Below are 12420 nucleotides of genomic sequence, written 5' to 3'. Positions count from 1 at the left end.
GGCGGCGCCCGCCGTGACAACAACCCGCGCCGGCGCTGCCGGTCGATCGAGAAGGATGATCCGCATGGCCGACTCCCCGGCAGCGAACGGCAACGGCGGCGGCATGCCGCAGGGCGATGCGCCGACCATCAACGCCCTGGCGCAGTACACGAAAGATCTGTCCTTCGAGAACCCGAACGCGCCGCGCTCGCTGCAGCCCAAGGAAGGTCAGGGGCCGCAGATCAACATTCAGGTGAATGTGAACGCGCAGCAGCTCTCCGAGACGGACTTCGAGGTCGAGCTGAAGCTCGAGGGCGACGCCAAGATCCAGAACGAGGTGCTGTTCGCCTTCGAGGTGACGTATGCGGGCGTCTTCCGGCTCCTGAACATCCCGGCCGATCAGATCCATCCGGCGGTGATGATCGAGTGCCCCCGCCTGCTCTTCCCCTTCGCCCGCCAGATCGTGGCCGAGGCGGTGCGCAACGGCGGCTTCCCGCCCCTGTACATCGACCCGATCGACTTCGTCGGCCTCTACCGGCAGAAGATCATGGAGCAGCAGGGCGCGCCGGGACCGCTCGCGTCCTGAGCCAGCGACCGGCGGCCCCTCAGCGGCCGCCGGGTCCGCGATAGACCGCCGCCAGAGCGCGCAGGGCCTCCGCGGGGCGCCCGGTCAGGCGGCGGGCGCGCAGCACGACGAAAGTGCGAGGCAGTTCGGGCAGGCCGAGCCGGCCACCGACCTCCACGGCGCCGGGCGGCGCCGTGCTCGGCGCGAGGGCCGCCACAGCGAGGCCGGCCATGACGGCCGCTCCCACCGCCAGCACGCCGCCGCCGACGAACACCTCCGTCCAGGGCAAGCCGGCTGCGTCGAGGACGCGCATCGCCGCGCCCCGGACATTGCAGGGTCCTGCAAGGCCCGCGAGCCGCAGCGTCTCACCCGGCCGGGGCGCGGGGAAATCCGGTGCGGCGAACCAGCCCAGCCGCTCCTCCGCCAGGATCGTCCCGCCCTCGTCGGACGCATCCTCGGTCCGCAGGATCACTGCGTCAAAACCCCCCTCGCCGGACGCGCCGAACGCCGTCGCGAGGTCGCGCGAGGGCACGATCCGCACCTCCGTGATGAGCCCGGCCCGATCCAGCCCCAGGCGGCGCAGCAGTGCGGGCAGGTCTGGTCCGGCGACGTGGTCGCTGATTCCGAGGCTGAGCCGGGCTGGCGCCGCGGTCACCAAGTCGGCCACCGCGCTGTCATGGGCTTCCAAGAGGCGCCGTGCCGCCGGCAGGAACAGGGCGCCCTGCCGGGTCACGTCCACGTGCCGCGGGGTCCGGTCCAGCAGTCGCGTGCCGAGCCTGTCCTCCAGGCGCTTCAGGCGGAGGCTGATCGCTGCCTGCGACGTGGCGAGCGCCTCGGCGGCCCGCGTGAAGCTGCCGAGATCGACCACGCGGACAAAGGCCAGAACACCCTCGAGGTCCAGCAGACGGCCGGCGACCATAACGATGCCTTATCGTAGATATCTGTACAGATATGTCGCTGTTATCGTGACTGCATGCAAGTCTCGCTCGTCCTTCAGGAGCGTCCCATGCTGATCACTCGTTACCGGCATCGTCTGCCGACCGATTACGCCATGGACGGGATCCGCGAGCGCGTCGCCGCCCGCGCGGCCGCCTGGGACGCGGCGCCGGGCCTCGTCTTCAAGGCGTTCGCGATCGAGGACCGGGCGCGCGGGGCGGCCGCAAACGCCTACAGCTCCCTGTATCTCTGGCGGGATGCCGGCGCCGCCGCCGATTTTCTGGCCGGACCCGGCTTTCGCGCCGTGATCGAGAGTTTCGGCCGTCCGCGAATCGAGACTTGGCTGGCGGTCGCTTTCGCCTTCGGATCGAGCGCCAGCGCTTGCGCCCTCTCGGAGGTGACCCGGCTCGTCGCCCCGGTCGAGGATCTCGCCACCCTGCGCGATGACGAAGGGCAACGCGGGTACGACGTCGCGGCGGAAAGCGACGTCCTCGCGACAATCGCCGGTCTCGATCCCGACGGATGGCGACTCACCCGGTTCACCCTCCGCGCTGAGCCGGCGGCCGGGATGGCCGGGACCGAGATCGCCCATCTCGCAGCGCCGGGCCTCGCTGCGGCACGCGGCCGCTGATCACCCCCTCTTGCCCAGGACCCAAGCCATGCCTCTGACCCGCATCTCCCTGCGCGCCGGGACCACCGACGCCTACCGGGCCGCCCTCGTCGCAGGCGTGTATGACGCCCTGCGTGAGACCTTCGCGGTGCCAGAGGGTGACCTGTTCGCCCTCGTGCACCAGCATGACGCGCCCGATTTCGCCTACGGATCCGACTATCTGGGGATCGAGCGCAGCGACCGTCTCGTGATCGTTCAGATCACCGCCAATGCCACGCGCGGCACCACGCAGAAGCGCGCCCTCTACGCCGCCGTGACGCGCAATCTCGCGCGCGATCCCGGCCTGGCGCCGTCGGACGTCTTCATCAACCTCGTCGAGGTCGATCCGGAAAACTGGTCCTTCGGAAACGGGCTGATGCAGTACGGACCATCGGGATCCTGACGCCGGGCGCGCGGACCGGTCCGAGAGCCGGTGCGACGCAGACGGACGCAATCGAGGCTTGACCGTTCCGGTGTCCGCGTTCAGGTCCCGAGCCCGAAACGGCTCCAGGATCATATGGCCCCCACCGCAAACCTCGCCCTGATCAATCTGTTCACCGGCGACATCCAGGGGGGGCTCGGACCCTTCCTCGGAACTTGGCTGGCGGAGTCGGCCTCGTGGAGCCCGGCGCGGGTTGGGTTCGTCGTCACGCTGGTCGGGTTCGGCACGCTGTTCCTGAGCGGCCCGTTCGGCGCGCTGGTGGATCGATTTCCGCGCCCGCGCCTGCTGATCGCGCTCGCCTGCGGTGCGATCCTGATCGGGACGCTGTCGCTCCTGCCGGCGCGCAGCCTCCCGGCGGTCCTGTGTGCTCAACTCCTCGCCGCGGCCGGGGGCACGCTTCTGCTGCCCGCCGTCGCGTCGCTGACCCTGGGAATCGTCGGCAAGGACCGGTTTCCGGCGCAGCAGGGTCGCAATCAGGCCTTCAACCACGTCGGCATCCTGATCGCAGCGGGGGGCATCAGCCTCGGCACGGGATATTTCGGTCCCGCGATCGCCTTCTGGGTGCTCGGCGGCATGGCGGTGGCGGCGATCGTCGCGACCCTGACGACATCGGCGGGCGCCTGGAACCGCCGCCGCGCCGTGGGCTGGAAGGAGGATGACGCGGAGGAGCCGCAGCGCAGCGGCATCCGTCAGGTCCTCGGGAATCGCCGCCTGCTGGTTTTGACCGTGGCGCTGACGCTGTTCAATCTCGGAAACGGCGGCATGCTCTCGCTGCTCGGCCAGAAGTTGGTGGCGACCGCGGCCGATGCCACTACTTGGACGGCCCGTTACGTGATGGTGGCGCAGCTGGTGATGGTACCGGTGGCGTTGTTCGCCGGGTCGCTCGCGGACAGGCGGGGACGCCGTCAGCTGCTGATGGTCGCCTTCGCGGTGCTCCCCATCCGCGCACTCCTGTCCGGGCTCATCGACGATCCGGTCTGGCTGATCGCCGCCGAGGTGCTGGACGGTGTGGCCTCCGGCATCGTCGGGGTCGCGGTGCCGGTGGTGGTCGCCGACTTGACCTGGGGATCGGGCCGCACCCAGACGGCACTCGGCAGCGTCAACGCGGTGCAGGGAATAGGCGGTGCCCTGTCGGGCTGGTACGGCGGCCTGTCCTACGGGGTGTTCGGCTGGACCGGCGCTTTCCTCGCGCTCGGTGTGCCGGCCCTTGCCGCCCTGGCCCTGGTGATCTGGCTCGATGCCACGCCCGAACCCGGGCGGCGTCGCCGTCAGCGGGACCGACGCAGCGCCGTCGTTCAGGGGACCTAGACGTCCCCGTGGTCGGGGGCCGATGGAAGCACATAAGCCGCGCCGCGCGCGCGGCCGGCGTCCACCCGGCGGCGCTTCTTTTGCGGTGACGGAGCCACCCGGCTCCGTTCAGCCGATATGCGGGCCGCCGGTGGCGGCCGGGAACCGGTCGGCCAGTGCCCGACGCAGCTTTTCCAAGGCGCGGTTCTCGATCTGGCGCACCCGCTCCTTCGAGATGCCGAGGCGCTGCCCGAGCGCCTCCAGGGTCGCCTGATCCTCGGCGAGGCGGCGCTCGCGCACGATCCGCAGCTCACGCTCGGAGAGCACGGTCAGGGCCTGCTGCAACCAGCTGAGACGCCGCTCGCCATCGACCGTGGCGCTCACGGTCTCGTCCGGCAGGTCCGCGCCATCGACCAGGAAATCCATCCGCTCCGACGAGGCGTCGCTGTCCTCGCCCACCGGCGCATTGAGCGACATGTCGGGACCGGACAGGCGCGCATCCATCAGGGCGACGTCGTCGCGAGAAACGCCGATGGCGGTCGCGATGCGGCGGTGGATCTCATCGCCGACATGCTCCTCGGTGGACTGCATCAACCGGGCGCGCAACCGGCGCAGATTGAAGAACAGCGCCTTCTGGGCCGAGGACGTCCCGCCCCGGACAATCGACCAGTTGCGCAGGATGTAGTCCTGGATCGACGCGCGGATCCACCACGTCGCGTAGGTGGAAAACCGGACATCCCGCTCCGGCTCGAACCGGGCGGCCGCCTCCATCAGGCCGACATGGCCTTCCTGGACGAGATCGGCCATCGGAAGGCCGTAGTGACGAAACCGCCCTGCCAGGGCGATGACGAGGCGCATATGGGCGGAGATCAGACGGTGCAGCGCGCGCTCGTCGCGGTTGTCCTTCCAGCTGACGGCGAGGCCCCGTTCCTCCTCGCGTGCCAGGAAGGGCGCCTCCATGGCAGTCCGTATGAACTGCCGACGAATTCCCGCGATCTCAGCCATCCGCCTGCCTCTTGTTGTCGAGTGCTGTTGCGGCGCCGAACCGATGGCCCGGCGCACAGGCGTCACCTGAGGGGTGACGCCAGGCAACCGACAACGGAAGGCAAAACGCGAAAGTTCCGCCCCGATGCCCCACAATGCGACAACCGAGCGGTTACGAATTCGTGTTCTCGCTGGGTGACATGGGATCCGGCGCCGCAGCGTCCAGCCCCAGGCTCCCGAAATGCCCGTGCCGGCCGACGGATCGAGGTGCCGCCGAGCAACAAAAAAACCCGGCCGCCAGGGCCGGGTTCGGTGTCGTCGTGGCGTTGAAGTCGCGCGTCAGGCGGCCTCTTCCTGAATGTCGTCCGCGTCGCTGTCCCCTTCGGCTTCCGCCTCGGGTTCGGCCTCGCTCTTCGCCCGGCGGGGCGACTTCGCAAGGCTCTGCTCGATCAGCTTGAGCGCTTCGGTCTCGGTGATGCGGTTGACCGAGGAGATTTCGCGCACGATCCGATCCAGGGCGGCCTCGTAGAGCTGGCGCTCGGAATAGGACTGCTCGGGCTGAGCCTCCGACCGGAAGAGGTCGCGCACGACCTCGGTGACGGCCAGCAGGTCACCCGAATTGATCTTGGCTTCGTATTCCTGGGCGCGGCGCGACCACATCGTGCGCTTGATCCGCGCGCGGCCGGTCAGCAGATCGAGGGCCTTCTTCACCAGTTCCGGCTCGGCGAGCTTGCGCATGCCGACGCTGTTGGCCTTCGCGGTCGGGACGCGCAGAACCATCTTGTCCTTCTCGAATGAGACGACGAACAGCTCAAGCTTGTAGCCCGCGATCTCCTGCTCTTCGATCGCGGTGATGCGACCGACGCCGTGGGCCGGATACACGACAGCCTCGCCGGTCTTGAAGCCCTGCCGGCCTGTGGTCGTCGTCTTCTTGGCTGTGGTCATGCGAGAAGGGCCTCCACTGGCGCGCAGCGTTCGGCGCCGCGCGAAACCGTGTTCTTCCGGGCGGGATACCCGGTTTGCCTCGCCGCTCCCGAACTCCGCGCGCCACGCGCGAAAGTCCCGGTCGTTCCCCGGCGCGGCCGTGCAAACGCCTAGCGCGTCCGCAGAAGTCACCTTCAGCGGTCGAGCGCGTACTACTCCTAACCCACGAAATTCGAAGGCGTTTCAGCTGGAGGGAGCACGTCAGGCGCGAGCGACGGCAGACGGATTGTCTACCACAATCCGGTGCGCAGATCAAAGCATCCCTGAAGACGCACGCGCGGACCAAGCGCGGCGCTTAAGAGTTTTACACCGGTGCGGCGAGACAGGAATGTCCTGGCCGCGTATCAGGGCTTCGCATGACGCAGCTCGGCCATAGCTGTCACCGGCTGAGCGGGGCCGGCAGAACTTCCCTACAATTGGGAAGTTCCGCGTGGGGCGGCGTCAGATCCTGTGGATTTGCCGGGTTCAGTCGCCGCTGCCGGGGTTCGGCGAGAAATGCGCCTCCAGCTTTCCGGACTTGCCGTCGAACTCCTTGGCGTCGGCAGGCGCTTCCTTCTTCTGCGTGATATTGGGCCATGTCTTGGCGTAGTCGGCATTCAGCTTCAGCCACGTGTCGAGGTTCGACTCGGTGTCCGGCTTGATTGCCTCGGCGGGGCATTCCGGCTCGCAGACACCACAATCGATGCACTCGTCCGGATGGATGACGAGCATGTTCTCGCCTTCGTAGAAGCAATCCACCGGACAGACCTCAACGCAGTCCGTGTACTTGCACTTGATGCAATTGTCGGTGACGACGTATGTCATCGGATGTCTTCGTCCTAAAACAGACTTGGCCCGGGCGGAGCCCTGGGACGGCCCGCACGCCCGGTTGGCGCTGCGAGGGGGACGCCGGTGAAGCCCGGCGCGGGGCCGGGTCTCGGAAGCCAACGGCTCTAGACGCTGCCTCCCGGGCTGACAAGCGCACGGGCGCCGCATCCGGTCCGCGTCGGGTCTCTCTCCGGGGTGCTGTGGCCCGGCCTCATCACTCCGAGGGCATGTCCCGCACCGTGCCCCCGGACAGGTCGTCATAGAGCAGCCGCGCCTCCGGGGCCGAGCCCCGCCGCGCGCCCAGGTCGAGCACTCGCACGGCCAGGGTGGCGTGCGGCGCGGCGACCGTCACCACGTCGCCGATCCCGATGGCCTTGGCGGGGTTCTCGACCCGGTTGCCGTTCATCCGCACGAAGCCGTCGGATACCAGCCGCGCGGCCAGGGACCGGGTCCGCGCGAAACGCGCGAACCACAACCATTTGTCGAGCCGCTGCCGATCCTCCCGCATCGGCGGCGAGAGTCAGCGCTTCCCGCCGTCGCCGGCCTCGAGCTGCGCCTTGAGCGCCGCCAGCTTGGCGAAGGGCGAATCCGGATCCGGGGCACGCTCACGCCGGGGCGGCCGCTGATCGGGCCGCGGACCGGCCTGGCGCTGCTCGGTGCCGCGCTGGTCGTCCCGGCGCTCCGGCCGGCCGCCCTCGAAACGGTCGCGGCGGGGGCCACGATCCCGTCCGGGACGCGGACCGCCTTCGCCTTCAGCCCGGCGCTGCTGGCCGCCCTCCGGACGTCCCTGGCCCGGATGCTGGCCCTGCTGGCCCCCGTCGCGACCGCGACCGGTGCCGCGGGGGCGGTTCTGCGGACGCTGATGGGCCGGACGCTGATGGCGCTGCAGGCGCCAGATCTCGATCTGAGGGATCTCGGCAGGCGACGCGCCCTCCGCGCCGGCGGCCTCCGCGACTTCGTCCACCGCAGCTGCAGGCTCGCCCGGCTCCGATCCGGCCGGCTCCGACGGCTCGGATGCCGCCCCGTCCTGTGCCGCCACGGGCTCGTCGGTCGCGTCGCTTTCTCGGGGCGCTTCGGCCGGCTGCTCCGCCACGGCGTGAGCGTCGTCGGCCTGCGGGACTTCCACCGGGGCCTGCACCGCAGGTTCTTCGACGGCCGCCGCAGCTGTCGTGTCGGCCTCGGAAGCGTCGACCTCGGCGGGCGGTGCCTCGGCATCGCCTGCCTCCGGTCCATCGACGGGAGCGGTGTCCGCGTCGCCGGAGACCGCGCCGCCCTCGGCAAGGTCCGCCGCCGGGGCCTCATCGCCGACCGGCTCGGCGGCGTCCGCCTGCGCGGCGATTGCCTCGTCGGAGGCGGCCTCGGCCGACGCCGTGGCCGGCGCCGTGGAGGCCGCCGGGACGAGGGGCACCGTGATGGCCGGGCCGGGGCGCGTCTCCGAATTGTAGCCCAGCGACTTCAGGATCGAGGCGAAATCCTCGCCCGAGCAGCCGACCAGCGAGGTCATCCCGACGGTGGCGACGAACCCGTCGCCGTCGGCGGTCCCGTCCGGTGCCGCCCCGGGGGTCGTGCCGGGTCGATAGGCGATCGCGGGGCGGATCAGGTCCGCGAGCCGCTCGAGGATGTCGACGCGCACGGCGCGTTCGCCGCTGACCCGGAAACCGGCCGCGCGGTAGAGGCCCTTGGCGATCTCGCGATCGACCTTGATCGAGGTCCGGCCGGAGCCGGCGAGATGCGCGATCTCGTCCAGGCCGCGCTGGTCGAGGCCGCCGTTGCGCAGAGCCCAGAGCTGGGCCGCGAGCGTCCGGGGCGCCGGCTTCAGCAGGGCCGGCAGGAAGATGTGGTAGGCGCCGAAGCGGACGCCGTGGCGGCGCAGGGCGCCGCGGCCGTCCTGATCGAGGCTGCGCATCTCGTGCGCCACCTTCGAGCGCTCCAGCACGCCGAGCGCCTCGACCACCTGGTAGCCGATGCCCTTGGCGAGACCGGTGAGGTCGGCCGCGGTCTCGATCTCCATGAGCGGGCCGAGGAGGCGGACGATGTAGGCCTTCAGCCATGCATCGAGACGCGCCTCGACCTTCTCGCGGTGGGCGCCGGTCAAGCTGTCGTCGGCCAGCAGCCGGATCTGCGGGGCGAACAGCTTCTCGCCGGGGGTGAGCTTGGCGACGGGTGCACCGGTCCAGCGGATCGTGCCGTCGTGCGCGAGCACGAGGGTCGAATCGGCGGTGGCCGCGAATCGTTCGGCCCGGGCCTCGATCTCCCCGGCGAGCGCCTTCTCGGCAGCGCTCCTCAGGGTCTTGGCCTCGTGCCCTTCGGCGCTGGCATCGGGAACGAACAGGAATCCGTGAAGGTGGCCGACATGCTGACCCTCGACGGTGACGTCACCGTCGGCGGTGATCTGGGCTTCGAGCATCGTGTTCTCTCTCAGGCGCCGCATCAGGACGCTTGTGCGCCGATCGACGAAGCGGCTCGCGAGGCGTTCGTGCAGGGCGTCGGACAGCCTGTCCTCTACCCGACGAGTCTCGCCCTGCCAATGTTCCGGGTCGCGCAACCAATCGGGACGGTTCGCCACGAACGTCCAGGTGCGTCCCTGGGCGATCCGGCGGGACAGGGTATCGATGTTGCCGTCGGTCCGGTCGATCATCGCAACCTGCTCGGCGAACCACGTGTCGGGGATCCGCCCGGCCATGCCCTTCATGAGGAAGCGGTAGAGCTGCGCCACCAGGTCGGCGTGCACCTGCGGATGGACCTTGCGGTAGTCCGGCACCCCGCAGACGTCCCAGAGCCGCCGCACCGTGGCGGCGCTCCGTGCCATGTCGCGGATGTCGTCCTCCTTCATGAGGATCTCGAGGGCCTGCTGGTCCTCGCCCATGGGGGCGCGGGTCAGGCCCGATTCGCGCGGGTGCTCGTCGAGGCTCGCCTGAAGGCCCTCCAGGCTGCCGAAGCTGAGATCCGGGTTGCGCCACTGCAGGATGCGCAGCGGGTCGAAATCGTGGCTCTCCAGCCGCTCCACCAGTTCCGCCTCGAAGGGCGGGCAGCGCCCGGTGGAACCGAAGGTGCCGTCGGCGAGATGGCGCCCGGCGCGGCCGGCGATCTGGCCCATCTCGGCGGGGGTGAGCTTGCGGAAGCGGGTGCCGTCGTACTTCCAGTTCGCCGCGAAGGCGACGTGATCGACGTCGAGGTTGAGGCCCATCCCGACCGCGTCGGTGGCGACGAGGTAGTCCACGTCGCCGGCTTGGTACATCTCGACCTGGGCGTTGCGGGTCCGCGGCGACAGGGCGCCCAGCACTACCGCGGCCCCGCCCCGCTGGCGGCGGATCAGCTCGGCGATCGCGTAGACCTCCTCGGCCGAGAACGCGACGATCGCGGTGCGCCGCGGCAGGCGTGACAGCCGCTTCTCCCCCGCGAAGGTCAGCTGCGAGAGCCGCGGCCGGGTCGTGGTGTGGACGTTCGGGATCAGGCTCTGGACCAGTGGCAGCACGGTCGCGGAGCCGATCAGCAGGGTCTCTTCCCGGCCGCGGACGTAGAGCAGCCGATCGGTGAAGACGTGGCCGCGGTCCATGTCGGCGGCGAGTTGGATCTCGTCGATGGCCACGAAGGCCACGTCGAGGTCGCGGGGCATCGCCTCGATGGTGCAGATCCAGTAGCGCGGCCGGTCCGGCTTGATCTTCTCCTCGCCCGTGACCAGCGCGACCTTCTCGGGGCCGACCTTGGCGACGACGCGCAGGTAGACCTCCCGGGCGAGGAGCCGCAGGGGCAGCCCGATCATCCCGGTCGGGTGCGCGAGCATCCGTTCGATCGCGAGATGCGTCTTGCCGGTGTTTGTTGGCCCGAGGACCGCCGTGACGCCGCGGGCGCGGACGTCACGGGGCAGCGAGCGGCTGGGCGTGGGGCGGAGCAGCGCGTCGATGGTCGGCGGTTCCTTCGGACGGGAAGGCCGTCGCGGCGCCGTCGCGGCGCGGGCGGGAGGAGGCTGGGTCGGCCGGTCGCGTCAGGGACGATAGGGCCGAAGCGGTCCGCCTTCATATGGGATGCCGCCGCCGCCAGGTCCAACCTGCGGCACGATCTGCGGATAGATGTCGATCTGCGTCGTGGGCGTCCCCGGCTGGGGTGCGACATCGGCGCAGAGCGTATCGGGAATCGCCACGAGGGGGCCGCGGCGCGGTGCGCGGTGCTCGACGACCTCGGCCGACGAGAAGGCGTCGCCGCCGCAGCTCGACCCTGCCGTGCCGGCGGTCAGCGGCTGCGCGGCGGCCGCTCCCGGGAGCGCAACCGAGGCAAGGGCGATTCGGAGAAGAAACTGGCGCATCGGCGCATTATCGCCCGGACCATGAAGATTCTTGAAAACCCATGAGGGTTCACGTCCGGGACCGCGGCAGACCGAGATAGCCGAACACCGCCTGCAGGACGCGGTTCGCCAGGGCATCGCCATCCCGCTCGCCGCGCTCGCCCGCGGCATCGACCATGCCCCGCACGAGCGCGAAGAGGTCGCCCGCGGCCGTCTCGGGGTCCGTCGGCGGATCGGCGCGGAGGCGCGTCGGCAGCACCCGCAGCGTGGCCGTCAGGTCCCGGGCGACGTCGCCCAGGATGTCGGCGAGCTGGAGCCGACTCTCCTCGCGGTCGAGCAACAGCGCGAGACGCGGCCGCGCCAACTGGTGGGCGACGCAGGCCCGGACGATCCGGGAAAGCCCGTCCTCCGAGGTCGGTGCGCCCTGCGCGGCCCGCACGGCCTCGATCAGCAGGCGGGTCTCCCGCGCCACCAGGGCCGCGGTCAGGGCCTCCTTGCTGGGGAAGTACTGGTAGACCGAGCCGATCGATACGCCCGCCCGCTCGGCGACGGCGTTGGTCGTGTACCCGTCGAGGCCGCGCTCCTCCAGAACGCGAGCCGCGCCCTCCAGGATGGTCCGAACCGTCTCGGCGGAGCGCGATTGCCCCGGACTTTTCCGGGGCTTGAGCACCGGCCGGCGCGCCCGCGACGCCGTCATGAATGCGAGTTCACCGCCGCCCCGGCCAGCGGCACCATGGCGGCGTTCCGACAGACCCATGGAGCGTAGAACCCCATGTCCGACACGACCTTCGACACCAAGCTCACCGTCTTCATGCTGGTGAAGACATCCCCTGACTGGCTCGCCATGCCGATCGACGATCGCTTCGCGCGGTTGCGCGAGGCTTTCGAGCCGATCCTGCGCCGTCACGCCGACGCCGTGCGGCTCCGCTTCTACGACGCCGAGTTCTACACCGCCCGGCTGACCGACCTCTGGGTCTGGGAGGCCGCCGACCACCACGCCTACGAACTCGTCGTCGAGGCCCTGCGCGAGACGGCGTTCTGGGACCGCTGGTTCTCGATCGTCGAGATCATACCGGCGGTGGAGAACGCTTACGCAACGCATTACGGTCAGGCCCCGCTGGCGGCCTGACCAGCCGACGCGGGTGACTCAGTCCACCCCCTCGACCAGGACCACCTCGCCGATGCCCGCCGGCCGGCGCTTCTCGATCGCCGCCTGATACTCTGGCGAGAAATAATAGGCCCGCGCCGCCTCGTAGGACTCGAACTCCAGGACGACGTTGCGCGGCCGGGCCTCGCCTTCCAGCGCCTCGCTGCGCCCGCCGCGCACGAGGGGCGTGCAGCCGTACTTGCGCATGGCCTCGGAGGCCATGGCGGCGTACGCCTTGTATGTGTCCGGGTCGGTGACCGTCATCCGGACGATGATGTAGCCCTTCGGCACTGGCTGACCTCCCTGGCGCGGCTGCCGCGCCGGGCGGGAGTGCCGGGAAAAAGGCTTCCGGTCAAAG

General features: G+C 70.2%; 14 protein-coding genes. 5 read left to right on the top strand and 9 right to left on the bottom strand.

The genetic code is table 11. From position 1 onward, the window contains the following. Positions 1-64: 64 nt before the first annotated feature. A complete protein-coding gene (secB, locus tag ACXJKQ_RS02670) occupies positions 65-565 on the top strand; it encodes a protein-export chaperone SecB (protein WP_457104218.1) in 501 nt (166 codons plus the stop codon). A 19-nt stretch (positions 566-584) separates the two neighbouring features. Here secB and ACXJKQ_RS02665 read toward each other — a convergent pair whose 3' ends face one another. Continuing rightward, positions 585-1463: a LysR family transcriptional regulator gene (locus ACXJKQ_RS02665; protein ID WP_457104217.1), complete on the bottom strand. Its 879-nt coding sequence runs from the start codon at positions 1461-1463 to the stop codon at positions 585-587. An 87-nt stretch (positions 1464-1550) separates the two neighbouring features. On the opposite strand from ACXJKQ_RS02665, the gene ACXJKQ_RS02660 reads away from it, so the two are divergent. The 3 genes from ACXJKQ_RS02660 to ACXJKQ_RS02650 all read left to right on the top strand — a co-directional run bounded on the left by ACXJKQ_RS02660 (position 1551) and on the right by ACXJKQ_RS02650 (position 3879). Then, complete coding sequence (locus ACXJKQ_RS02660; RefSeq protein WP_457104216.1) at positions 1551-2111, top strand: DUF4865 family protein; 561 nt, start codon at positions 1551-1553, stop codon at positions 2109-2111. Between the two features lie 28 nt (positions 2112-2139). Further along, positions 2140-2532: a tautomerase family protein gene (locus ACXJKQ_RS02655; RefSeq protein ID WP_457104215.1), complete on the top strand. Its 393-nt coding sequence runs from the start codon at positions 2140-2142 to the stop codon at positions 2530-2532. 114 nt (positions 2533-2646) lie between these two features. Continuing rightward, positions 2647-3879, top strand: a complete 1233-nt coding sequence (locus tag ACXJKQ_RS02650) for an MFS transporter (protein ID WP_457104214.1) — start codon at positions 2647-2649, stop codon at positions 3877-3879. A gap of 108 nt (positions 3880-3987) precedes the next feature. Here the strand turns inward: ACXJKQ_RS02650 and ACXJKQ_RS02645 are convergent, their stop codons facing one another. The 7 genes from ACXJKQ_RS02645 to ACXJKQ_RS02615 all read right to left on the bottom strand — a co-directional run bounded on the left by ACXJKQ_RS02645 (position 3988) and on the right by ACXJKQ_RS02615 (position 11612). After that, positions 3988-4863: an RNA polymerase factor sigma-32 gene (locus ACXJKQ_RS02645; protein ID WP_457104213.1), complete on the bottom strand. Its 876-nt coding sequence runs from the start codon at positions 4861-4863 to the stop codon at positions 3988-3990. Between the two features lie 318 nt (positions 4864-5181). Then, the gene (locus tag ACXJKQ_RS02640; RefSeq protein ID WP_457104212.1) at positions 5182-5787 is read right to left on the bottom strand and encodes a CarD family transcriptional regulator; all 606 of its coding nucleotides are present in this window, start codon (positions 5785-5787) and stop codon (positions 5182-5184) included. Positions 5788-6291: 504 nt separating this feature from the next. Continuing rightward, a complete protein-coding gene (fdxA, locus tag ACXJKQ_RS02635) occupies positions 6292-6630 on the bottom strand; it encodes a ferredoxin FdxA (RefSeq protein WP_457104211.1) in 339 nt (112 codons plus the stop codon). 217 nt (positions 6631-6847) lie between these two features. Next, positions 6848-7141 (bottom strand): RNA-binding S4 domain-containing protein, encoded by a 294-nt coding sequence (locus ACXJKQ_RS02630; protein ID WP_457104210.1) that lies wholly within the window; start codon positions 7139-7141, stop codon positions 6848-6850. 12 nt (positions 7142-7153) lie between these two features. Beyond that, a complete protein-coding gene (locus ACXJKQ_RS02625) occupies positions 7154-10528 on the bottom strand; it encodes a helicase-related protein (RefSeq protein ID WP_457104243.1) in 3375 nt (1124 codons plus the stop codon). 90 nt (positions 10529-10618) lie between these two features. Beyond that, entirely contained in the window at positions 10619-10936 is a 318-nt protein-coding gene (locus ACXJKQ_RS02620; protein ID WP_457104209.1) for a hypothetical protein, read from the bottom strand. 49 nt (positions 10937-10985) lie between these two features. Continuing rightward, a complete protein-coding gene (locus ACXJKQ_RS02615; protein WP_457104208.1) occupies positions 10986-11612 on the bottom strand; it encodes a TetR/AcrR family transcriptional regulator in 627 nt (208 codons plus the stop codon). A gap of 75 nt (positions 11613-11687) precedes the next feature. On the opposite strand from ACXJKQ_RS02615, the gene ACXJKQ_RS02610 reads away from it, so the two are divergent. Next, entirely contained in the window at positions 11688-12044 is a 357-nt protein-coding gene (locus tag ACXJKQ_RS02610) for a darcynin family protein (protein ID WP_457104207.1), read from the top strand. An 18-nt stretch (positions 12045-12062) separates the two neighbouring features. Here the strand turns inward: ACXJKQ_RS02610 and ACXJKQ_RS02605 are convergent, their stop codons facing one another. Then, the gene (locus tag ACXJKQ_RS02605) at positions 12063-12353 is read right to left on the bottom strand and encodes a DUF1330 domain-containing protein (protein ID WP_457104206.1); all 291 of its coding nucleotides are present in this window, start codon (positions 12351-12353) and stop codon (positions 12063-12065) included. Between the last annotated feature and the right edge of the window lie 67 nt (positions 12354-12420).

The organism is Methylobacterium sp. P5_C11 (assembly GCF_054049775.1).
The sequence above is the reverse complement of the archived record's forward strand: the minus strand, read 5'-3'. Positions and strand labels throughout refer to the sequence as shown.

What these genes read in the sequence shown, in the direction of transcription:
- ACXJKQ_RS02630 (WP_457104210.1), bottom strand. Translation starts at nt 7,141, where the DNA reads ATGCGGGAGGATCGGCAGCGGCTCGACAAATGGTTGTGGTTCGCGCGT.
- ACXJKQ_RS02610 (WP_457104207.1), top strand. Translation starts at nt 11,688, where the DNA reads ATGTCCGACACGACCTTCGACACCAAGCTCACCGTCTTCATGCTGGTG.
- ACXJKQ_RS02660 (WP_457104216.1), top strand. Translation starts at nt 1,551, where the DNA reads ATGCTGATCACTCGTTACCGGCATCGTCTGCCGACCGATTACGCCATG.
- ACXJKQ_RS02615 (WP_457104208.1), bottom strand. Translation starts at nt 11,612, where the DNA reads ATGACGGCGTCGCGGGCGCGCCGGCCGGTGCTCAAGCCCCGGAAAAGT.
- ACXJKQ_RS02620 (WP_457104209.1), bottom strand. Translation starts at nt 10,936, where the DNA reads ATGCGCCAGTTTCTTCTCCGAATCGCCCTTGCCTCGGTTGCGCTCCCG.
- ACXJKQ_RS02645 (WP_457104213.1), bottom strand. Translation starts at nt 4,863, where the DNA reads ATGGCTGAGATCGCGGGAATTCGTCGGCAGTTCATACGGACTGCCATG.
- fdxA (WP_457104211.1), bottom strand. Translation starts at nt 6,630, where the DNA reads ATGACATACGTCGTCACCGACAATTGCATCAAGTGCAAGTACACGGAC.
- ACXJKQ_RS02650 (WP_457104214.1), top strand. Translation starts at nt 2,647, where the DNA reads ATGGCCCCCACCGCAAACCTCGCCCTGATCAATCTGTTCACCGGCGAC.
- ACXJKQ_RS02655 (WP_457104215.1), top strand. Translation starts at nt 2,140, where the DNA reads ATGCCTCTGACCCGCATCTCCCTGCGCGCCGGGACCACCGACGCCTAC.
- ACXJKQ_RS02665 (WP_457104217.1), bottom strand. Translation starts at nt 1,463, where the DNA reads ATGGTCGCCGGCCGTCTGCTGGACCTCGAGGGTGTTCTGGCCTTTGTC.
- ACXJKQ_RS02640 (WP_457104212.1), bottom strand. Translation starts at nt 5,787, where the DNA reads ATGACCACAGCCAAGAAGACGACGACCACAGGCCGGCAGGGCTTCAAG.
- secB (WP_457104218.1), top strand. Translation starts at nt 65, where the DNA reads ATGGCCGACTCCCCGGCAGCGAACGGCAACGGCGGCGGCATGCCGCAG.